The following is a 20,167-nucleotide window of genomic DNA, read 5'->3' as shown; positions in this document are numbered from 1 at the left end:
CCCACGGACGTTTTGAACGTTAAAAACATCCGCAGTCTGCCCCGGCCGCTCCGAACCTGTCAACGGTTCAGAGTCGCGGCGGACCGTGGCGAACGATCGCCAGCGTCTCCTCGACTCCCATCGGCGCGATCCACTGCCCCCACCACGAGGCACCCGCCTCCGCGAACGCCTCCGGCTCACCGCCGCTGACCTTCACCTCGCGCGCTCCGTCCGCCAAGAGCGAGAGGACATCATCAGCAGTGATCCGTTGCGGCGCGTCCGTACTCCCCTTGTAGGCACAAGATCCGTCCCACCGCAGGATCCTCCGCCGCACCGCAGGCACCAACATGTTCCCGCCCACCCAGACAGGGATCCGCGGCTCCTGCACCGGCCGAGCCGTCAGCTGCACGCCCTCCAACCGGTAGTGCTTCCCCGTGAAGGTCACGAGCTCCCCGCTCCACAGCCGGTCGATCAGCTCCAGCCCCTCGTCCAGCATCTCGGCGAGCACCTTCGGGCTCTTCCCCTCCATGAACGGATCGCCCGGATCACCGATACCGACTCCCAGCACCATGCGGCCGTCGGACAGGTGATCCAACGCGACGGCCTCCGCCGCCACCTTCCACGGTCGACGCCGGGGCAGCGGCGTCACCGTCGTACCGATCCTGATCCGCTCGGTCGCGACCGCCATCGCCGCGAGACAGATCCACGGGTCGTACGTCGGCCGGGACGCGTCGCCCTGGTAGACGAGGTAGTCCTCCAGGAACAACGCGTCCCAGCCAGAGTCCTCCACCGCGCGGGCAAGCTCAGCCAGCCCGCGCGGATCCCGCCCGTCACCCACTGCCCCGACAGTGACCGAGAACTTCATGCTGCCGAGGCTAGAGGCAGGCTCCGACAATTCAGGCGGTGTGGCCTCCGTCGATGGTGAGTTCCGTGCCCGTGATGTACGCCGCGTGCGGGCCGGCCAGGTAGGTGATCGCCGCGGCAACCTCGAGCGGGCTGCCGAAACGGTCCAGGGCGAGGTCGGCGATCTGCCCTGCCGCGAACGGGCCGTCGGCCGGATTCATGTCGGTATTGATCGGGCCCGGCTGGACCACGTTCGAGGTGATGTTGCGCGCCCCGAACTCGCGGGCCAACGCCTTGCTGAGGCCGACCAGCGCGGCCTTGCTCATCGCGTACAGGGTCATGCCAGGGCTCGTGACCCGGCCGGCGGCGCAGCTGCCGAGGTGGATCACCCGGCCACCGTCGGACAGCAGGGGTACGGCGGCCTGCGTTGCGGCGTACACGCCACGGATGTTGACCGCGACCACCCGATCCACGTCTGCCGAGGTGAGATCGGTGATCGGCGCGATCGCACCCACACCGGCGTTGTTGACCAGAATGTCCAACCCTCCAAGGGATTCCGCGGCCCGTAGTACGCCGTCGCCGACCGCAACCGCATCCGCGGCGTCGACCGCGAATGCAACAGCACGCCGACCGAGACCCTCGATCTCCTTCACCACCGTTGCCGCCGCATCAGCGGAGGCGTTATATGTGATCGCGACGTCGGCGCCCTTCTCCGCCAGCGCGATCGCGGTCGCCGCGCCGATCCCGCGGCTGCCGCCTGTCACCATTGCCTTCTTGCCAACCAGTTCGTTCATGCCGACCAGTCCACGCGAGCCATCACGATGAAGCTCGCGGGAATCCGACACCGGATCCTGCCGTCGCAAAACCGCGACCCCGTCCGCCTCCATGTCGCAAAACCGCTAGCGACTGTCGATGGCGGCAGGGATGCTGGAGGACGTGTACGAGTGCAGGGAGCGATGTATCCGGGCCGTCCAGTCCAAGGACGCGCGGTTCGACGGGTGGTTCTTCACGGCCGTCCTCACCACGAAGATCTACTGCCGGCCGAGCTGCCCGGTAGTGCCGCCGAAGGTCGAGAACATGCGGTTCTACCCGAGCGCGGCCGCGGCGCAGCAAGCCGGATTCCGCGCCTGCAAGCGGTGCCGTCCGGACGCGAGCCCGGGCTCCCCGGAGTGGAACGACCGCGCCGACCTCGTGGCCCGTGCGATGCGTCTGATCGCGGACGGCGTGGTCGACCGCGACGGCGTACCAGGGCTGGCCGGCCAGCTCGGGTACAGCGTGCGGCAGGTGCAGCGGCAGCTGCTGGCCGAGCTCGGCGCCGGTCCGCTCGCGCTCGCCCGGGCACAGCGTGCCCAGACCGCGCGCCTGCTGATCGAGACCAGCAACTTGCAGATGGCCGATGTCGCGTTCGCCGCCGGGTTCTCGAGTGTGCGGACGTTCAACGAGACCGTGCAGGAGGTCTTCGCGCTGTCCCCGACCGAGCTTCGCCGTCGCGCCCGCCGCGGTTCGACGACCGCCGCGCCCGGCACGATCTCGCTGCGACTCCCGTTCCGCGCACCGTTGATGCCCGACAACCTGTTCGGCCATCTGATCGCGACCGGCGTACCAGGTGTCGAGGAGTGGCGCGACGGCCACTACCGCCGCACGCTGCGTCTGCCACACGGTCATGGTGTGGTCGCGTTGCGGCCGATGCCCGACCACATCGCGTGCCAGCTCTCGCTCACCGATCAGCGTGATCTCGCGATCGCGATCAGCCGGTGCCGGCGGATGCTCGATCTCGACGCGGATCCGGTCGCGGTCGACGACCTGCTGAGCGAGGATCCGGTGCTCGCGCCGCTGATCGCCAAGGCGCCGGGCCGCCGCGTTCCGCACACGGTCGACGGCGAGGAGTTCGCCGTACGCGCGGTGCTCGGTCAGCAGGTGTCGACCGCGGCCGCACGGACGCACGCGCATCGCCTGGTGCTGCAGCACGGCGAGCCGATCGAGGACGCGGCCGGCGGGCTGACCCATCTGTTCCCGACCACGCAGGCGCTGGCCGGGCTCGACCCGGAGACGCTGGCCTTCCCGAAGTCCCGGCGTACGACGTTGACGACGCTGATCCGGACGCTCGCCGACGGCGAGATCGACCTCGGCGCGGGCGCGGACTGGGATCGCGCGCGGGAGCAGCTGTCGGCACTGCCGGGGATCGGGCCGTGGACGGTCGAGTCGATCGCGATGCGTGCGCTCGGTGACCCGGACGCCTTTGTGGCCAGTGATTTGGGTATCCGGTACGCCGCCCGTGACCTAGGCTTGCCCGAGGCCCCCAAACTCCTGACCGACCACGCCCGCGCGTGGCGGCCTTGGCGTGCGTACGCGGTGCAGTACCTGTGGGCCACCGGTGACCACGCGATCAACAAGATTCCGGAGTGAGAATGACCGTGCATATGCCACGACTCCGTCGCGGCGGGTCATGGGGCTGTAGCTCCCGGCCTTCCCTCGTCGCTCCGGTCGCTTCGCTCCGGTCGCTTCGCTCCCTCCGCTCCTCAGTCCAGGCCGGGAGGCCCCATGACCGACTTGACCACCGACCGGCTGTTGCTCCGTCAGTGGCGCGACTCCGATCGGGAGCCGTTCGCCGCGCTGAACGCCGACCCGGCCGTGATGGAGCACTTCCCGGCGCTGCAGACCCGTGAGCAGAGCGACGCCCTCATCGATCGGAACATCCCGGAGCTCGACGGCCGCGGCTGGGGGCTGTGGGCGCTTGAGGTGAAGGACACCGGGGAGTTCATCGGCTTCACCGGGCTGAACGTGCCGAGTTTCGACGCGCCGTTCCTGCCCGGCGTCGAGATCGGCTGGCGTCTGTCGAAAGGTGCCTGGGGCAACGGTTATGCGACTGAGGCGGCGCGGGCCGCGCTGGCGTACGCGTTCGGTCCGGCCGGACTGGACGAGCTCGTCTCGTTCACCGCGACCACAAATCTGCCGTCGCAGCGGGTGATGCAGCGGATCGGGATGGTGCACGACGAGGCCGGCGACTTCGACCACCCGCGGATCGAGGAGGGCCACCGCCTACGCCGGCACGTGCTCTACCGGATCGACCGCGCCCAGTGGGAGTCCATCAAGTGACGTACGCCGTCATCGACAGCCCGCTCGGTCCCCTCACCTTGGTGGGGACCGACGCGGGCGAGTTGACCGGCTTGTACATGGACCAGCAGCGCTATCGCCCCGACGAAGCCGGCTTCGGTGACCGCGACGACTCGACCCTGCCGGCGGTCGCCGAGCAGCTGGACGAGTACTTCCACCACGGCCGCACGAAGTTCGACGTACCACTGCACCTGCGCGGCACCGACTTCCAGCGCCAGATCTGGACCGCCCTCCAGGACATCCCGTACGGCGAGACCACCACGTACGGCGGTCTCGCCGCGGCCCTCGGACTGAAACCGCAATCGGCCCGCGCGGTCGGTCTCGCGAACGGGAAGAACCCGATCAGCATCATCGTCCCGTGCCACCGCCTGGTCGGCTCGACCGGCAGCCTCACCGGTTACGGCGGTGGCATCGAACGCAAACGAGCCCTGCTCGATCACGAACGCGGACTCCAGCCACTGATCAATTGACCAGGAGCGGACGCGTTCACGCCTGCGGTTGGCGGTCGAGCTCCTCGGCGGCGGGCTTGGTCAGTGCGGGCGATCCGCGCTTGAACAGGCGGCGCGCGAGCGGCTCGGTGTAGCGGGCGGCGACCGGGCCGAGGATGACCAGGATCAGCACGTACGCCGTCGCGAGCGGACCGAGCTTCGGTTCGACCCCGACGGCGAGGCCGGCGATGACGATCGAGAACTCGCCACGGGCCACCAATGTCCCGCCCGCGCGCCAGCGTCCTGCCGTCGAGATGCCGGCCCGGCGTGCGGCGTACCAGCCGGTGGCGATCTTGGTGAGTGCCGTGAGTACGGCGAGCCCGAACGCGATCGCCAGCACCGGCGGGATCTTGGCCGGATCGGTGCTCAACCCGAAGAACACGAAGAAGACCGCGGCGAACAGGTCACGCAGCGGAGCGAGCAGGTTGCGCGCACCGTGTGCGACCTCGCCCGACAAGGCGATTCCGACCAGGAACGCACCGACGGCCGCCGACACCTGCAGGTGCTGCGCGATACCCGCGACCAGCAAGGTCAGCCCGAGTACGACGAGCAGCAGCATCTCGGGGTTGTCCGACGACACCGCCCGGCTGATCACGCGCCCGTACCGCAGCGCGATGAACAGGACGACACTCACCGTCCCCAGCGAGATCAGCAGCGTCATGCTTCCACCGGCCAGCCCGACACCGGCGAGCAGCGCGGTGAGAATCGGCAGGTAGACCGCCATCGACAGGTCCTCGAGCACCAGGATCCCCAGAATGACCGGCGTTTCGCGGTTACCCAGCCGGCCGAGGTCCCCGACCACCTTCGCGATCACGCCGGACGACGAGATCCAGGTGACACCGGCCAACGCGACCGCAGCCACCGGGCCCCAACCGAGTAGCAGCGCGACGGCCGCACCGGGCAACGCGTTCAGGAGGAAGTCCACCGCACCCGACACGTACTGCGTCTTCAGCGTGCCGACCAGATCCGATGCGGTGTACTCGAGCCCGAGCAGCAACAGCAGCAGGATCACGCCGATCTCGGCGCCGGTGGCAACGAACTCCTCACTCGCTGCCAGCGGCAGCAATCCGCCGTGCCCGAACGCGAGCCCGGCCAGCAGATAAAGCGGAATCGGTGAGAAGCCGAGCCGGCCCGCGATCCGGCCGAGGATGCCCAGGGCAAGGATGACCGCGCCGAGTTCGATCAGCAGAGCAGTGATGTTCTCGTGCATCTCACCCACCCGCGATCAGGTCGGCCACGGCGTCCACGCCCTCGCGAGTGCCGACCACGACCAAGGTGTCGCCGATCGCGAACCGGAAGTCCGGCGTCGGCGACGGCGTCGCGCCGGTACGCCGCAGTACCGCGACGATCGACGCGCCGGTCCGGCTGCGGGCCTGGGTGTCCCCGAGCGTGCGGCCGGAGTACGGCGACTTGGCCGTGACCGGGATGTGTTCGGTGACCAGGTCGATCTCGATCTCGCCCCGGACCGGGTCGATGCGCTCCGGGATCAGCAGGTCGGCCAGCGCGGTCGCCTCCTCCTGGCCGAGCGGGACCGAGGCCTGGCAGGTGTCGTCGTCCTCCGGATCGTGGAAGCCGAGGAACCGCCGGCCGTCGTTGTGCACCACCACCGAGACGTGGTTGCCGCCTTCGGTGACCAGGTCGTACCGCGTGCCGATCCCTGGCAACGTCGTCTTGGTCGGGTGGATCATCATGCTCCGATCAATAGATGGCGTCTGCAACCATTCTCTCAAACTCCGGCAACCGGGTCCGGGTCATGGATGTGATCCAGGTTGCAATCAGGTGCAGTGCAACGAGTTGCATAGGTACGCTTCGGTCATGGCGCTGGAGCACGCGATCCTGGTCTCGCTGACCGAGCACGCCGGGTCCGGCTACGAGCTGGCCCGGCGGTTCGACCGCTCGATCGGCTACTTCTGGCCGGCCACGCATCAGCAGATCTACCGGGTGCTGCGCCGGATGGACGAGGCCGGCTGGGTGACGCATACCGAGATCGCGCAGGAAGGCCGGCCGGACAAGAAGGTCTATCGGGTCGCGGCTGCCGGGCGGGCTGAGCTCACCCGTTGGCTGGCCGAGCCGGAGGATCCCGCCGTACTGCGGGACGGGCTCGGCGTGAAGCTCCGCGGCGCCTCCCTCGGCTCCCCGGACGTCGTCCTCAAGGAGATCGAGCGGCATCGGGCCGAGCACGCGACGCGGCTCGAGGTGTACCGCGGGATCCAGAGGCGCGACTTCCCGAAGCCGTCCGCCTTGCACGGCCGCGACCTGCACCAGTACCTCGTCCTGCGCGGCGGCATCCGCGCCGAGGAGTCGTTCACGGCGTGGTGCGACGAAGTGATCGAAGCCCTCCGGAAGGACAACCGATGACGGCATACCCGCATTTGCTGGAGCCCTTGGATCTCGGTCACGTGGTGCTGCCGAACCGGGTGATCATGGGCTCGATGCACACCGGTCTCGAGGATCGGCTGAGCGATCTGCCCAAGCTCGCGGCGTACTTCGCCGAGCGGGCGCGCGGCGGGGTCGGTCTGATGGTGACCGGCGGCTACGCCCCGAACCGGACCGGCTGGCTGACGCCCTTCGGTTCGACGCTGACCAGTCACAGGCAGGCTCGTAAACATCGATTGCTCACGGATGCCGTGCACGAGGCGGGCGGCCGGATCGCGCTGCAGATCCTGCATGCCGGCCGCTACTCGTACCACCCGTTCAGCGTCTCCGCGTCCGCCCTCAAGGCTCCGATCAACCCGTTCAAACCCCGCGCTCTCTCCGACCGCGGCGTGCTGAAGCAGATCAAGGCGTACGTCGACTGTGCGGCGCTCGCCCGCGAGGCCGGGTACGACGGCGTCGAGATCATGGGATCCGAGGGGTACTTCATCAACCAGTTCCTGTCCGAGCGCACGAACAAACGGACCGACCGCTGGGGCGGCAGCCCGGAGAACCGCCGCCGGCTCGCGGTCGAGATCGTCCGGCAGACCCGGGAGCGGGTCGGCGACGACTTCCTGATCATCTACCGGCTGTCGATGGCCGACCTGGTCGAGGGCGGTCAGACCTGGGACGACGTGGTTGCGCTGGGCAAGGAGATCGAGGCGGCCGGTGCGTCGATCATCAACACCGGTATCGGCTGGCACGAGGCGCGTGTCCCGACCATCGTCACGTCCGTGCCCCGCGCCGCGTTCACCGGCGTGACGGCGGCCTTCAAGCCGCACGTGAAGATCCCGGTCGTCACCTCGAACCGGATCAACCTGCCGCAGGTCGCCGAGGAGGTGCTGGCGCGTGGCGACGCCGACCTGGTCAGCATGGCCCGCCCGTTCCTGGCCGATCCGGAGTGGGTGCTCAAGGCAACGACTGACCGGGCCGACGAGATCAACGTCTGCATCGCCTGCAACCAAGCCTGTCTGGATCATGTGTTCGCGAAGAAGAAGGCGAGCTGCATGGTCAACCCACGGGCGGCCCGCGAGACCGAGCTGCAGTTGCTGCCGACCCGTCGTACGAAGAGCATCGCGGTCGTCGGGGCCGGACCGGCCGGGTTGGCCGCGGCAGTGACGGCGGCCGAGCGGGGGCATCGGGTCGAGTTGTTCGAGGCGGACGCGGAGATCGGTGGGCAGTTCGGGATCGCACGGCGGATCCCGGGCAAGGAGGAGTTCGCGGAGACGATCCGGTACTACCGGCGTCAGCTGGACCTGACCGGCGTGAAGCTGCACCTCGGTCGGCGCGCGACTGTCGAGGATCTGGCCGGGTTCGACGAGATCGTGCTCGCGACCGGCGTCGTACCGCGGGTGCCGGCGATCCCCGGGATCGACCATCCGACCGTACTGTCGTACGCCGAAGTCGTCCGCGACGGGAAGCCTGTCGGTGAACGGGTCGCGGTGATCGGGGCCGGCGGGATCGGTGTGGATGTGAGCGAGTTCCTGACCACGGTGGAGTCGCCGGATCTCGAGGCCTGGAAGCGTGAATGGGGTGTCGGTGATCCGACCAAGCTCGCGGGCGCACTCGCCGTACCGCAGCCGGAGCCGTCGCCGCGGAAGGTGTACCTGCTGCAGCGCAAGACCGGGAAGATCGGCGCCGGCCTCGGCAAGACCACGGGCTGGGTGCACCGGGCAGCCTTGAAGAACAAGCAGGTCGAGCAGTTGCGCGGCGTCAACTACGAGCGCATCGACGACCAGGGGCTGCACCTCACTTTCGGCCCGAAGCACGAGAAGCCGAAGGTCCTCGCAGTCGACACGGTCGTCGTCTGCGCCGGCCAGGAACCGGTCCGCGACCTGGCCGACGCCCTCCGCGGCGGCAACCGCCCCGTCCACCTCATCGGCGGTGCCGATGTCGCCGCCGAGCTCGACGCCAAGCGCGCCATTGACCAGGCCACTCGCCTCGCCCTCACCCTGTGACCTGTACCGACGAACGGGGAGTGGTCCGGCGCCGAACCGTTCCTGAGGCTCGACACCCTTAACGGCGGGGCGTTTCACGTCACCACTACCCGTTGCTCGGTACGGCTCGCCCGGTGCACTAGTGCGCGGTGGCGCCGCGTGGTGCGAGTAGTGCACCGTTTACGGCGTACGCGCACTAGGTGAAGGGGTGAGGGATGAAGACTGTTCTGATTTCGGGTGGTGGGATCGCGGGGCCGGCGTTGGCGTTCTGGTTGCGGCGGTTCGGGTTCGCGCCGACGGTTGTCGAGATCGCGCCGGGGCCGCGGCCGGGCGGGCAGACCGTCGACCTGCGCGGGGTGTCGCGGGTCGTCGCCGAGCGGATGGGGCTGATGCCGGCGGTGGTGGCGCGCAAGCTGCACGAGCGCGGGCTCGAGTACGTGCGCGCCGACGGTACGCGGTCCGCCGTGATGCATGCCGAGCTGATGGACGGCGCCGGGCCGGTCGCGGAGATCGAGATCCTGCGTGGCGATCTCGCCGCGATCCTGGCCGACGCGACGACCGGGGTGGAGTACGTGTACGGCGACTCGATCACCGAGCTGCACCAGGACACGACCGGCGTCGACGTCACGTTCGCGAGTGGGACGCGGAGGCGGTTCGACCTGGTGGTCGGCGCGGACGGAGTGCACTCGCGGGTACGGCGGTTGGCGTTCGGCGCGGAGTCGGAGTTCGTGCATCATCTCGGCGGCTACACGTCGTACTTCACGGTGGAGACGCCTGAGCCGCTGGATCACTGGTTCAAGGTGTACACGGCGCCGCGCGGGCGGTGGGTCGGGCTGCGGCCGGATCACGATCCGCAGTACGCGAAGGCGTTGCTGAGCTTCCGGTCGCCGGTCATCAGCTACGACCGGCGCGACCTCGCGACGCAGAAGCAGCTCGTCCGGGAGCAGTACGTCGGGCTGGGGTGGCACACGTCGAGGATCTTGGAGCAGCTCGACGAGGCCGACGACTTCTACCTGGACAGCATCAGCCGGGTCGTCGTACCGGAGTGGTCTCGCGGCCGGATCGCGCTCGTCGGCGACGCCGGGTACTGCGGTTCGCCGCTGGCCGGTCACGGTACGGCGCTCGCACTCGTCGGCGCGTATGTGCTGGCGGGCGAGCTGGCCGATGTCGACGGTGATCACGTCCGCGCGTTCCCGGCGTACCAGGCCCGGATGCGGGCGTACGTCGATCAGCGGATGGAGCTTCCGCCCGGCGGGATCAAGATGGCGATGCCGATGTCGTCGGTCGGGATCGCGTACCGCGATTTCGTCCTCCGGACCATGACCTCGAAGCTGATGGCCGGTGCGCTGACCAGGATGACGCTGGCGAAGCCGGATGCGATCGACCTGCCGGACTACTCAGTCCAGCGGGGAAACCCACTCCGGGTTGCGACCGAGCAGACCAAGTAGCTGATCGAGGTCGGGGGCCGTGCCGGAGACCTTCACGGTCCGGTCGAACGCGTAGCCGGGGCCGCGGTTGGCCTCGGTGTCGGGGATCCGGCGGGCCAGGGTGAGTGCCATCTCGACCATGTCCGGCGGCGGCGTGTACGGGACGTCGATCGCGCGGGCCAGGTCCCAGGCGTGGACGATGCAGTCGAGTTGGTGGAAGGTCAGCGCGATCCGGCGCGGGAACGAGCCGAACTCGCGCACCTCCACCAGCCGGTCCAGCGCGCCGCCGTCGGCGAACGCGTCCGCGACCCGCACGTTCGACCGCCGGTACGCCCCGGCGGGATTGTCGGCGAGGCGGCCGCCGTTCCAGGTATGGATGGAGGCGGAGCCGTTCAGGGCAGCGGCGGCGAGACCTTCGTTCTGACTGACCAGATGACGGAGCAGACCACGCACGGTCCAGTCGGGGCAGGGGGTGGGGAACCACAGTTGCTCGGTCCGCACCTGCATCACGACTTCCCCGAGCACTGCGCCGGCCCGACGATCCAGATCCCGGATGTCCATCCGCTCTCCTCCCGTGGCTGCCCCAGCCGAGCATAAGGCGGGACGTCGCCTCCTGCAGGAAACCGCGTGGTTCACAAGGGACAACCCGCACGCAGAGAGCCCGACCTGCAACAGGTCGGGCTCCGGTGTCGCGGGGATTCAGGCGCCGGCGACTTCCTTGGCGGCGGCCTTCGCAGCCTTCTTGAAGTTGCGAACCTCGGCCAGTGAGGCGGCGTCGGTGACATCGGCGATCGAGCGGTGCGAGCCGCGGTCGCCGTAGTGCCCGGCGGCCTCGCGCCAGCCCTTGGGCTGTACGCCGCGCTGCTTGCCGAGCATCGCGAGGAAGATCTTCGCCTTCTGCTCACCGAACCCGGGCAGTGCCTTCAGCCGCTTGAGCACCTCGGCGCCGTCCGGCTTCGGCCGGCCGCTCAGCCAGATGTTCTCGGTCTCGCCGTCGTAGGTGTCGATGATGTGCTGCGCCAGCCCGTGCACCCGGCGCGCCATCGACCCGCCGTACCGGTGGATGGCCGGCGGCGTCACGCAGAGCTCGACGAACGTGTCGAGGTCGCTCGCGGCGATCTTGTGCAGGTCGAAACCGTCCATCCGGTTCGCGATCTTCCACGGGCCGGAGAAGGCGTGCTCCATCGGGTACTGCTGGTCCAGGAGCATCCCGACCAGCAAGGCGAACGGGTCGTCGTTGAGCAACTTGTCGGCGTCCGGATTGCCGGTGAGGTGCAGTTCGCGCAGCATGCGGACCATCTTGACACGAGGTTCAGCGCGTGGGCACCCGTGTTCTCCACAGCAGATAAACGAAGTACGGCGCTCCGATCAGGGCCGTCAGCAGGCCGGCGGGGATCTGGGCGGGGGCGAGGACGGTCCGGCCGAGGCTGTCGGCGACGCTGACCAGGATCGCGCCGAGGAGCGCCGCGACCGGAAGGATCCGGGCGTGCTTGCCGCCGACCAGAGCACGTGCGGCATGCGGGGCAACCAATCCGACGAACCCGACCACACCGATGGCCGACACCGCGGCCGCGGTCAACAGCGCGGCCGCCAACAGCATCAGCAGCCGCGTCCGCTCCAGCCGCACCCCGAGGATCCGCGGCACATCGTCATCCAGAGCCAGCAGATCCAGCTCCCGCCGGGCACGCACCACAACTGGAGTCAGGACTATCAGTGCGATCGCCACCGGCAACACCTGCGGAAGCGTCCGCCCGTACGTACTCCCGGACAGCCACGTCATCGCCAGACTCAGATTCCACGGATCGGTGGCAACGATCAGCAACGTGATGATCGCGGTCGCCACCGACGAGACACCGACTCCGATCAGCACGAGCCGGTCGGAGCTCAAGCCGCCGCGCCAGGAGATCAGGTAGACCAGCCCGAAGGTGACCACGGCGGCGATCGCGGCCACGCCCGACAGCAACCAGATGCTTGCTGATGGCAACAGGATGAGCGTGGCGATCGCGCCGACACCCGCGCCGCCGGTGATACCGAGGATGCCCGGCTCGGCCAGCGGGTTGCGGCACACGGCCTGCACCGTCGTACCGGCGATCGCCAGCGCGGCACCGCAGAGCAGCGCCGAGACGACCCGGGGGAAGCGTTGGTCCAGTACGTACGTGATCGCGCGGCCGGACGCGCCGTTGATCCAGTTCGCGAGGTCGCCGGTGCGCAGGAGCGCGTCGCCGGTCAGCATCGCGCCGACGCCGGCGGCGACCAGCAGTACGACGAGCGCCGCGGTCACGATCCAGAACGTACGGCGACTGCCCAGACCGCTGCTCGTGCCGCCGGGGGAGCGGCTCGGCCCCGAGTCGCGATGCCGGCGGGCCAGCCAGATCAGGACGATCGCGCCGACCACCATCGTCATGATCCCGGTCGGGATCTCCACCCCGGCCTGCCCGCCGAACGCGGCCCGCAGTACGACGTCCGACGCGAGTACGACGAGGACGCCGGCGAGACCGGAGAGCGGGAGCAGTACGCGGTGCCGCAGCAGACCCGGTACGAGCGGGGCGATGAGACGGACCAGTACCGGCGCGACCAGGCCGACGAAACCGACCGGTCCCGCCACCGTGACGGCCGCCGCGGAGAGCATGACCGTGACGAGCGTGGTGAGGATGCGGATCCGGCGTACGTTCACGCCGAGGACGGACGCGGTGTCGTCGCCGAGGGCGAGGATGTCGAGCTTCGCAGCGAGCAGGAACGCCGCGACGATGCCGAGGGCAACGATTGGCGCCATCTGAGTGACCGCGTGCAGGTCGGTCTGCACCAGCGTGCCGGCGCCCCAGGCGAACGTGCCGACCGTCTCCTCGCGGTACAGCAGCAGGAGCAGCGTGGTCACCCCTGCCAGCGCCATCGCCACCGCCGACCCGGCCAGGATCAGCCGGGTCGGCCCGGTGGAGCCGCCCGCCGACAGCACGAGCACCAACCCCGCGGCGGCCAGCCCGCCGACGAAAGCGACTCCACCGGCGGGCAGCGCCGGCAACGACACCCCGAACGCGGCCACGATCACGACCGCCAGATACGCCCCTGCGTTGACCCCCAACGTGTCAGGTGAAGCGAGCGGGTTGCGAGCCAACGACTGCAACCCCGCTCCCGCAACCCCCAGGGCGATACCTACCAGCACCCCGGCGAGCAGCCGGGGCAATCGTGATGCGACCAGTACGTTCGCGGCGTTGTCGGTCCCCTGCCCGAACACCAGCCGCAGCAGGTCGCCGCCGCCGACCGACGACGTGCCTTGTGTCAGGTGCACGGCGGCCAGCAGGACGATCGCAACCGCCGCCAGGAGAAACACTCCGGCCACCCGGATCCGGCGAACGGGTTGGAGCTCTCGCTCCACCGCGCCCTCTTGCCCGGCGCGGGTGTCCACCTGCTGGGTCAAGACGTGACTGCCTGTACGGCGGCGTCGATGAACTGTTCGGTGGACTTCGGACCGCCGAACATCCAGATGCCGTCGGGCAGGCGGTGGACCTTGTCGGTCTTGACGAACGGCAGGTTCTTCCAGATCGCGTTGCCGGCCAGATCGCCGCCGAACACGTCACCGCCGTCGTTCTTGTTCGCGATGTAGAGGAAGTTGCCGTCGGGCAGCTTGGTCAGTCCTTCGAGGTCGGTCTGCGCGAGTCCGTAGTCCTTGTCGCCGGCACCGGTCCACCCGTTCTTGAGGCCCAGCTCGGTCGCGACCGCGCCGAGCAGCGACCCGGTGGTGTACATCCGGATCGAGATCGTGCTGCCCTGCTTCCACCCGTCGGCCATCGTGAACCCGGTGCCGGCCTTGCCCGCGTCGGCGATCTTCTGCTTGCCGTCGGCAACGGCCTTGTCGAAGTCGGCGTTCAGCTGCTTGGCCTGGTCCGCCTTGCCGACCGCCTGTCCGATCAGGTCCAGGTTCGTCTTCATCTGCGGGATCGCGTTCTTCGCGTCCGCGCCGCGGATCACCAGCACCGGCGCGGCCTTCTCGATCTGGGTGATCGTGTTCGCGGCCTCGTCGGTCGTGGTGATCACCAGATCCGGGTTGAGGGCAACGATCGCGTCGACGCTCGCCTCACCGCGGGTGCCGACATCCTTGACCGACGGGTCGAGCTTCGCCGCGGTGACCCAGTTCGTGTACCCCTTCGTGTCCGCGACCCCGACCGGCATCACGCCGAGCGTGACCAGGTTCTCGGCCGCGCCCCACTCCAGCGCGACCACCTTGGTGGCCGGCGCCTTCAGGTCGAGCTTCTTGTTCCGTGCGTCGGTCAGCGAGACCGGCTGCGCGGCGGCGTCACTGGCGTCGTTCGATGCGGCAGGCTCGCTGGTGCCGCAGGCGGTCAGGCCGAGCAGGGCAGCGGCGACCAGAGCGATGGCGGTTCGTCTCATCAGGATGACTTTCAGATCGTCGTGACGCGGGACAGGTGTTTGCCGATCGGGCGGGTGGTGACCAGACCGGTGGCCGGATCGGTGCCGACCTCGATCGTGATGCCGTACGTTTCGGTGAGCGCGTCGGCCCGCAGTACCTCCTCCGGCGTACCGGTCGCACGTACCCGCCCCTGATCGAGTAGTGCGATCCGGTCCGCCACTGCGGCGGCCTGGTTCAGGTCGTGCAGTACGACGCCGACCGCGACGCCGTGCTCGTCGGCGAGCTCGCGCATCAGGTCGAGGATCTCGATCTGGTACCGCAGGTCGAGGAATGTCGTCGGTTCGTCGAGCAGGAGTACGCCGGTGTCCTGGGCGAGACAGGTCGCCAGCCAGACCCGCTGCAGTTCGCCGCCGGACAATTCGTCGACCGCGCGCTCGGCCATCGACGTGACGCCGGTGACCGTCATCGCGTGCTCGATCGCGCGCGGTCCGTCCGCGTCCTCGTTGCGCCAACGGCTCCGGTGCGGATGACGCCCGTACCCGACGACGTCGCGCACGCTCACGCCGTTCGGGGTCGGCCGGGACTGCGAGAGCAGCGTGACCTTGCGCGCGAACTCCTTCGCCGACTGGTCGAGCGCATTGCCGCCGCCGGGGAACGTGATGCTGCCGGCGTCGGGGTGGTGGAGACGGGCGAGAGCGCGCAGCAGCGTCGACTTGCCGCTGCCGTTGGGACCGACGAGCGCGGTCACCCGGGCAGCCTCGAGCTGCAGCGAGGCACCGTCGACGACACGCCGGCCGTGGTACCCGAGACACAACCCGTCGCCTGTTAGCCCGCCCGTCCCCTCCATGCGCCAAAGGATAGCCTTACCTAAACCACCCTGCCACCGCCAGTCTCACCTCGGATAGGTTCACCCACCCTGTTGTGGGTTCACCGCCCTCCCCACCGAGGTGGAACCCACAACGAGATAGGTGAACCTGTCCAAGGCGGGTGGGGCGGGTGCGGGCGGGTGGGTGGGAGTGGTGCGCGTACGGCGTATGTGCACTAGGGTTGTCGAGGTGGGGTACCAGGCGGTCGCGGCCGAGTTGCGGCGGCGGATCACCTCCGGCGAGTTGAAGCCGGGGGACCGGGTGCCGTCGACGCGGGCGTTGGTGCGGGACTTCGGAGTGGCGATGGCGACCGCGACCAAGGCGTTGCAGGCGCTCCAGGCCGAGCGGCTCGTGCATCCGAGCCCGGGGGTCGGGACCGTCGTCGGTCCACCTCCCCGTACGACGCGTCGGCTCGAGCAACCCGAGCTCAATCGGGACGAGGTCGTGCGGATGGGGATCGCGATCGCGGATGCCGAAGGTCTGGCGGCGTTGTCGATGCGGCGGATCGCGACCGAGCTCGGGGTGTCGACGATGGCGCTCTACCGGTACGTCGGGGGCAAGGACGTCCTCGTCGTACGAATGGTCGACGCGGCGCTCGCGGAGTTCCCGCTGGGCACGCCGCCGGACGACTGGCGCGAGGCGATCGCGATGGTCGCGCGGGTGCACTGGGCGGCGTACCGGCGGCATCTGTGGCTCGCGAGTGCGATCAGTCTGAGCCGGCCGCAGCTGGTGCCGCGGTTGCTGCCGCACACGGATGCGGTGCTGCGGGCGTTGCGCGGGTTCGAGAAGAGTGCGGCGTTGTCGGCGATGATCAGCCTGTTCGCGTACGTGCGCGGCGTGGCGCTCGTGATGGAGGCGGAGGCGCAGGCCGAGCAGGACACCGGCGTGACCGCCGACGAGTGGGTCACGGAGCAGGCCGACAGGCTCGGCGCGATGGTCGCGATGGGCGATCTGCCCGCGTTCCGGGAGCTGCTCGCGGACGGATTCGACTACGAGTACGACCTGGACCAGTTGTTCGAGTTCGGCCTCGATGTCTTCCTCGATGGGCTGTCCACCCGGTGAAAGGGGTGTCTGGTGCTCCCGCGCCTACTGCGGGGCACTCGGTACGGCACCTCGCCGCACGGGTGCAAAGGCCACGATGCTCCGCATCGAGACCTTCGCCCCCGCGCGCCGATGCACCGCACCGAGCACCTCCTCGCTACGGCGCGGAAGCACCAGACACCCCTTACGCTGAGTGCTGACGACTTCTCCGGAGGTGGCGATGGAGCCTGTGTTCGCGCCGGGTGTGCCTGTCGGCGTGCGGCGGTTGTACGAGCACCGGCCGGAGTTGTTCGTCGCGGCCGATGCGCCCCGCCCGAAACGGCAGACGTCGTGGTCAGTGGCTCCCGGGAACACGTTCGGCACGCTGCTGGTGTGGCTCGCGGTGTGCGTCGGCGGATGGATCCTGGCGCTGATCGTGATGGCGGCGACGCTGCCGACCGCGGTCGCGGCCTGGGCGGCGGTGGTGTTGGCCAGCATCGCCGTACTCGCGACCGGCGGGATCCTGGTCAAGTCGATGGTCGAGGACCGCGGGCACAAGGCGGTCCGGATGCAGCACGGGAAGTACCTGCTGCCGCAGGACTTCGACGAGCCGGCGGCACGCCTGCTCGGCCGCGCGCAGCGTGCGGTGAAAACGGTGCTTGAGGCAACAGTTACCCGGCGCGGGCTGCTCGACGAGATGAAGAACGACCTCGTCCTGCCCGAGCAGCTCTGGGACATCGCGCAGGTACTGCGGGAACAGACGGTACTGCGGGCACGGCAGAAGGACGTCGCCCGCGGGATGGAGACCGCCGAGCTGGACGCCGTACTCGGACCGCAGCGACGCGCCCTCGCGCTCTCCGTCGACGCGATCAAGCGCAAGGTCGATCTCCTCGACCGGTACGCCGACCGGGTCCGCTCGGCCGACGCCGCCCTCCGCGCCGAAGCAGCGCTGGAGGACGGCGACCGCTACATCGAACTCCTCGCCCGGACCGAGCCGGTCGGCGACACGTCGATCGTCCAGGGCTTCGCCGACGAGGCGACGGCGCTGAAGGACACGCTGACCCGTTCGATCAACGCGGCCCGGGATGCCGGCCGTACCCTCGCCCTCCCGGAGTAGCCCCGGTCAGATGGCGGCCAGGAGCTCCGCTTCCTGCTCGGGGGTGAAGCCGAAGTCGAGGTCCGGCGTACCGCGGTCGTGATCCCAGGCGAGCAGGTCGGCGACCGTCCGGCGGAGCGGGGTGACGGGCATCCCCGCGGCCCGGGCCTTCGCCGGGTTGCGGCGACGTTCGCCCCACTCGGACTCCGGCTCCATCAGCGGGAAGCGGGCCGGCGCCGCGTCCCTCGGTACGGGCACCAGCTCGACTGTGCGGCCGGACAGCTCCGCCGACGTCTCGATCAGTTCGGCGATCGTGCTGAACGGCCCGACCGCGTTGTATGCACCGGACCGGGCGTCGGTGATCAGCTGGACCGCGAGCCGCCCGACGTCACGGCTGTCGATGAACTGCAGCGGTTGCTCCGGCTTCGTCGGCAACGCGACCCGGCCGCCGGCGGGGCCGCGTCGTACCCAGTAGAGGACCGTGCTCGCGGTGTCGCCCGGACCTGTCACCCGGCCGGGACGGATGATCGTTGCCCGATCGCCGTACCGCTCGAGGACGTCGTCCTCGCACGCGACCTTGCACGGTCCGTAGGTCTGGTTGGTGAGTACGTCGGCATCGCGCATCGGCTCGCGGCGCGGCGCGGTCTCGTCGGTCCCGGCCGGCAGGTCCCGGACGTACACCGCGTGGCTCGACACGAACACGTACCGCCCGACCCGGTCGCCGAGCACGTCCATCGCCTGGTCGACCTCCCGGGTCCGGAATCCGCTCAGGTCGACCACCGCGTCCCACTCGCCGGTCCGCAGCGCCTCGTAGTCCCCGGTCTCCCGGTCTCCGATCAGCTCGGTTACCTGCGCGGGCAGCGGCGTCCCGCTCTTCCCGCGGCTGAAGGAGGCGACCTCCGCCCCGTGCGCCAGCGCATCCTCGACGATCGCGCGTCCGACGAACCCGTTTCCACCCATCACCAGAATCTGCACGATCGGTCAACCTACCGGCCGGATCCGGCCGATTGACAACCGATTAACGCTGTAACACGTCTGAAGAGGTACGGGGTGCGGTTGGTGGCGCACACTGGAAGTGGGACGGCGGACAGGGGAGCCCATGGGGAGACGTGCGCGCGCGGCAACGAGACGGCCACGATCGGTGCCGAAGTTGCTGGGGCTGACCCTGTTGGGCGCACTGCTTCCAGGACTCGGGTTGATCGTCGGTGGCCGCCGGCGGATCGGCGCGTTCGTACTGACCCTGTTCCTCGGGCTCGTCGGCCTCGGCGTGTACGTCGGACTGACCCGGCGCGAGGAGGTCCTCGCCGCCGCCGTCGTGCCGAGCCGGCTGCTGATGACGTCTGTGGTGATCGGCGCGGTCGCGTTCCTCTGGATCGTCGTGATCGTCGCCTCGCACCGGTCGTTGCGTCCGGCAACGGGTGGGGCGGGCGGCCGGGCGCTCGGGGCCGGGTTCGTCGGGATCCTCTGCTTCGCGATCGCGGCGCCGGCGGCGGTCGGCGTACAGAGTGTGCTCGCGCAGCGGACCCTCGTCCAGGACGTGTTCCAGGCTGAGCGGGAGAGCAAGAGCGCGACCCGGCCGAAGGTGGTCAACGTCAAGGACCCGTGGGAGGGCAAACCGCGGCTGAACCTGCTGCTGCTCGGCGGCGACGACGCGCCGAGCCGGGAGGGCGTGCGCACCGACACGGTCATCGTGGCGAGCATCGACACCAAGACCGGCAACACCGCGCTGATCTCGCTGCCGCGGAACCTGACGTTCATGCCGTTCCCGAAGGACTCGCCGCTGTACAAGTACTACCCGAACGGCTTCGGCAAGGAGGGGCTCAGCCTCGACGGCCGGCTCGAGTGGATGCTGACCGCGATGTACCAGAACATCCCGGACGCGCATCCAGGCATCCTCGGTCCCTCGGACAACGAGGGCGCGGACGTGGTGAAGCAGTCGGTCGGTGAGGCGCTCGGGCTGAAGCTCGACTACTACCTGCAGGTCAACCTGCAGAGCTTCCCGGAGATCGTCGACGCGCTCGGCGGGATCAAGGTCAACGTCAACGAGCGGGTCGCGATGGGCGGGATCAGCAGCTCGCACATCCCGCCGAAGGAGTGGATCGAGCCCGGTCCGAACCAGCACCTCGACGGCCGGCACGCGCTCTGGTTCGCCCGCGGCCGGTACGGCGCCGACGACGACCAGCGGCAGGTCCGGCAGCGGTGCGTGATCAAGAGCATCGTCGACGCGGCGGATCCGCAGACCCTCGTGACCAAGTACAAGGCGATCGCGAAGGCCGGGCAGCATCTGCTCCGGACCGACATCCCGCAGGAGTTGCTGCCGGCGATGGTCCAGCTGGCGCTCAAGGTCAAGTCCGGCACGGTCTCCAACGTGACGCTGGACCCGGAGAAGCTGCGCCTCAAGTACCTCCACCCCGACTACCAGGCCCTCCGCGACACCGTCGAGAACGCCCTCGAGTCCACGCCGCAGCCGACGGCCACGCCGGTCACGCCGACAACCCCCAGCACCACCACCCGCAAGCCGACCACCACAACCACCACCCCACCCCCCGGCCCCACCCAGGACCTGGTCGACGCCTGCGCCTACAACCCGAACGGCGACCAGCCCAACTGAGCACCCGG

The 20,167-nt window shown here is 69.4% G+C and carries 19 protein-coding genes; 9 read left to right on the top strand and 10 right to left on the bottom strand.

Features of this window, described 5'->3' with window-relative positions:
• Nucleotides 1-67 precede the first annotated feature (67 nt).
• Both OHA10_RS04305 and OHA10_RS04300 read right to left on the bottom strand, forming a co-directional pair.
• On the bottom strand, nucleotides 68-844 hold the full coding sequence (locus OHA10_RS04305) for an LLM class flavin-dependent oxidoreductase (protein WP_371404877.1): 777 nt from the start codon (nucleotides 842-844) through the stop codon (nucleotides 68-70).
• A 31-nt stretch (nucleotides 845-875) separates the two neighbouring features.
• Nucleotides 876-1,616 (bottom strand): SDR family NAD(P)-dependent oxidoreductase, encoded by a 741-nt coding sequence (locus OHA10_RS04300; RefSeq protein ID WP_371404876.1) that lies wholly within the window; start codon nucleotides 1,614-1,616, stop codon nucleotides 876-878.
• A 118-nt stretch (nucleotides 1,617-1,734) separates the two neighbouring features.
• On the opposite strand from OHA10_RS04300, the gene OHA10_RS04295 reads away from it, so the two are divergent.
• The 3 genes from OHA10_RS04295 to OHA10_RS04285 all read left to right on the top strand — a co-directional run bounded on the left by OHA10_RS04295 (nucleotide 1,735) and on the right by OHA10_RS04285 (nucleotide 4,406).
• Nucleotides 1,735-3,228 (top strand): AlkA N-terminal domain-containing protein, encoded by a 1,494-nt coding sequence (locus tag OHA10_RS04295; RefSeq protein WP_371404875.1) that lies wholly within the window; start codon nucleotides 1,735-1,737, stop codon nucleotides 3,226-3,228.
• Nucleotides 3,229-3,363: 135 nt separating this feature from the next.
• On the top strand, nucleotides 3,364-3,918 hold the full coding sequence (locus OHA10_RS04290) for a GNAT family N-acetyltransferase (RefSeq protein ID WP_371404874.1): 555 nt from the start codon (nucleotides 3,364-3,366) through the stop codon (nucleotides 3,916-3,918).
• Complete coding sequence (locus tag OHA10_RS04285) at nucleotides 3,915-4,406, top strand: methylated-DNA--[protein]-cysteine S-methyltransferase (RefSeq protein ID WP_371404873.1); 492 nt, start codon at nucleotides 3,915-3,917, stop codon at nucleotides 4,404-4,406. The genes OHA10_RS04290 and OHA10_RS04285 overlap by 4 nt, the downstream gene beginning before the upstream one ends.
• A 16-nt stretch (nucleotides 4,407-4,422) precedes the next feature.
• Here OHA10_RS04285 and OHA10_RS04280 read toward each other — a convergent pair whose 3' ends face one another.
• Complete coding sequence (locus OHA10_RS04280; protein WP_371404872.1) at nucleotides 4,423-5,634, bottom strand: cation:proton antiporter; 1,212 nt, start codon at nucleotides 5,632-5,634, stop codon at nucleotides 4,423-4,425.
• Nucleotide 5,635: 1 nt separating this feature from the next.
• Nucleotides 5,636-6,115, bottom strand: a complete 480-nt coding sequence (locus tag OHA10_RS04275; protein ID WP_371404871.1) for a cation:proton antiporter regulatory subunit — start codon at nucleotides 6,113-6,115, stop codon at nucleotides 5,636-5,638.
• 124 nt (nucleotides 6,116-6,239) lie between these two features.
• Here OHA10_RS04275 and OHA10_RS04270 point away from each other — a divergent pair, with 124 nt between their 5' ends.
• The 3 genes from OHA10_RS04270 (at nucleotide 6,240) to OHA10_RS04260 (ending at nucleotide 10,221) form a co-directional block, all read left to right on the top strand.
• Nucleotides 6,240-6,782: a PadR family transcriptional regulator gene (locus OHA10_RS04270; RefSeq protein ID WP_371404870.1), complete on the top strand. Its 543-nt coding sequence runs from the start codon at nucleotides 6,240-6,242 to the stop codon at nucleotides 6,780-6,782.
• Nucleotides 6,779-8,794: an FAD-dependent oxidoreductase gene (locus tag OHA10_RS04265; protein ID WP_371404869.1), complete on the top strand. Its 2,016-nt coding sequence runs from the start codon at nucleotides 6,779-6,781 to the stop codon at nucleotides 8,792-8,794. The genes OHA10_RS04270 and OHA10_RS04265 overlap by 4 nt, the downstream gene beginning before the upstream one ends.
• A 194-nt stretch (nucleotides 8,795-8,988) precedes the next feature.
• Nucleotides 8,989-10,221, top strand: coding sequence for an FAD-dependent monooxygenase (locus tag OHA10_RS04260; protein ID WP_371404868.1), 1,233 nt, complete (start codon nucleotides 8,989-8,991; stop codon nucleotides 10,219-10,221).
• On the opposite strand, the gene OHA10_RS04255 is transcribed toward OHA10_RS04260, so the two are convergent.
• The 5 genes from OHA10_RS04255 to OHA10_RS04235 all read right to left on the bottom strand — a co-directional run bounded on the left by OHA10_RS04255 (nucleotide 10,171) and on the right by OHA10_RS04235 (nucleotide 15,413).
• Complete coding sequence (locus tag OHA10_RS04255) at nucleotides 10,171-10,761, bottom strand: TIGR03086 family metal-binding protein (protein ID WP_371404867.1); 591 nt, start codon at nucleotides 10,759-10,761, stop codon at nucleotides 10,171-10,173. The two genes, OHA10_RS04260 and OHA10_RS04255, sit on opposite strands and share 51 nt — an antisense overlap.
• Before the next feature lie 138 nt (nucleotides 10,762-10,899).
• Entirely contained in the window at nucleotides 10,900-11,490 is a 591-nt protein-coding gene (locus OHA10_RS04250; RefSeq protein WP_371404866.1) for an HhH-GPD-type base excision DNA repair protein, read from the bottom strand.
• Between the two features lie 22 nt (nucleotides 11,491-11,512).
• The gene (locus tag OHA10_RS04245) at nucleotides 11,513-13,615 is read right to left on the bottom strand and encodes an iron ABC transporter permease (RefSeq protein WP_371404865.1); all 2,103 of its coding nucleotides are present in this window, start codon (nucleotides 13,613-13,615) and stop codon (nucleotides 11,513-11,515) included.
• Nucleotides 13,612-14,586, bottom strand: coding sequence for an ABC transporter substrate-binding protein (locus OHA10_RS04240; RefSeq protein WP_371404864.1), 975 nt, complete (start codon nucleotides 14,584-14,586; stop codon nucleotides 13,612-13,614). The genes OHA10_RS04245 and OHA10_RS04240 overlap by 4 nt, the downstream gene beginning before the upstream one ends.
• An 11-nt stretch (nucleotides 14,587-14,597) precedes the next feature.
• Complete coding sequence (locus OHA10_RS04235; RefSeq protein ID WP_371404863.1) at nucleotides 14,598-15,413, bottom strand: ABC transporter ATP-binding protein; 816 nt, start codon at nucleotides 15,411-15,413, stop codon at nucleotides 14,598-14,600.
• Nucleotides 15,414-15,621: 208 nt separating this feature from the next.
• On the opposite strand from OHA10_RS04235, the gene OHA10_RS04230 reads away from it, so the two are divergent.
• Nucleotides 15,622-16,494: a GntR family transcriptional regulator gene (locus OHA10_RS04230; protein WP_371404862.1), complete on the top strand. Its 873-nt coding sequence runs from the start codon at nucleotides 15,622-15,624 to the stop codon at nucleotides 16,492-16,494.
• A gap of 199 nt (nucleotides 16,495-16,693) precedes the next feature.
• A complete protein-coding gene (locus tag OHA10_RS04225; protein ID WP_371404861.1) occupies nucleotides 16,694-17,569 on the top strand; it encodes a hypothetical protein in 876 nt (291 codons plus the stop codon).
• A 6-nt stretch (nucleotides 17,570-17,575) separates the two neighbouring features.
• On the opposite strand, the gene OHA10_RS04220 is transcribed toward OHA10_RS04225, so the two are convergent.
• A complete protein-coding gene (locus OHA10_RS04220) occupies nucleotides 17,576-18,523 on the bottom strand; it encodes an NAD-dependent epimerase/dehydratase family protein (protein ID WP_371404860.1) in 948 nt (315 codons plus the stop codon).
• Nucleotides 18,524-18,689: 166 nt separating this feature from the next.
• On the opposite strand from OHA10_RS04220, the gene OHA10_RS04215 reads away from it, so the two are divergent.
• The gene (locus tag OHA10_RS04215; RefSeq protein WP_371404859.1) at nucleotides 18,690-20,159 is read left to right on the top strand and encodes an LCP family protein; all 1,470 of its coding nucleotides are present in this window, start codon (nucleotides 18,690-18,692) and stop codon (nucleotides 20,157-20,159) included.
• Nucleotides 20,160-20,167: the final 8 nt, after the last annotated feature.

Origin of the sequence: Kribbella sp. NBC_00662 (assembly GCF_041430295.1) — a bacterium.
Taxonomy (GTDB): domain Bacteria; phylum Actinomycetota; class Actinomycetes; order Propionibacteriales; family Kribbellaceae; genus Kribbella.
The sequence above is the reverse complement of the archived record's forward strand: the minus strand, read 5'-3'. Positions and strand labels throughout refer to the sequence as shown.

What these genes read in the sequence shown, in the direction of transcription:
- OHA10_RS04225 (WP_371404861.1), top strand. Translation starts at nt 16,694, where the DNA reads ATGGAGCCTGTGTTCGCGCCGGGTGTGCCTGTCGGCGTGCGGCGGTTG.
- OHA10_RS04255 (WP_371404867.1), bottom strand. Translation starts at nt 10,761, where the DNA reads ATGGACATCCGGGATCTGGATCGTCGGGCCGGCGCAGTGCTCGGGGAA.
- OHA10_RS04265 (WP_371404869.1), top strand. Translation starts at nt 6,779, where the DNA reads ATGACGGCATACCCGCATTTGCTGGAGCCCTTGGATCTCGGTCACGTG.
- OHA10_RS04270 (WP_371404870.1), top strand. Translation starts at nt 6,240, where the DNA reads ATGGCGCTGGAGCACGCGATCCTGGTCTCGCTGACCGAGCACGCCGGG.
- OHA10_RS04235 (WP_371404863.1), bottom strand. Translation starts at nt 15,413, where the DNA reads ATGGAGGGGACGGGCGGGCTAACAGGCGACGGGTTGTGTCTCGGGTAC.
- OHA10_RS04300 (WP_371404876.1), bottom strand. Translation starts at nt 1,616, where the DNA reads ATGAACGAACTGGTTGGCAAGAAGGCAATGGTGACAGGCGGCAGCCGC.
- OHA10_RS04240 (WP_371404864.1), bottom strand. Translation starts at nt 14,586, where the DNA reads ATGAGACGAACCGCCATCGCTCTGGTCGCCGCTGCCCTGCTCGGCCTG.
- OHA10_RS04280 (WP_371404872.1), bottom strand. Translation starts at nt 5,634, where the DNA reads ATGCACGAGAACATCACTGCTCTGCTGATCGAACTCGGCGCGGTCATC.
- OHA10_RS04250 (WP_371404866.1), bottom strand. Translation starts at nt 11,490, where the DNA reads ATGCTGCGCGAACTGCACCTCACCGGCAATCCGGACGCCGACAAGTTG.
- OHA10_RS04295 (WP_371404875.1), top strand. Translation starts at nt 1,735, where the DNA reads ATGGCGGCAGGGATGCTGGAGGACGTGTACGAGTGCAGGGAGCGATGT.
- OHA10_RS04260 (WP_371404868.1), top strand. Translation starts at nt 8,989, where the DNA reads ATGAAGACTGTTCTGATTTCGGGTGGTGGGATCGCGGGGCCGGCGTTG.
- OHA10_RS04290 (WP_371404874.1), top strand. Translation starts at nt 3,364, where the DNA reads ATGACCGACTTGACCACCGACCGGCTGTTGCTCCGTCAGTGGCGCGAC.
- OHA10_RS04305 (WP_371404877.1), bottom strand. Translation starts at nt 844, where the DNA reads ATGAAGTTCTCGGTCACTGTCGGGGCAGTGGGTGACGGGCGGGATCCG.
- OHA10_RS04275 (WP_371404871.1), bottom strand. Translation starts at nt 6,115, where the DNA reads ATGATGATCCACCCGACCAAGACGACGTTGCCAGGGATCGGCACGCGG.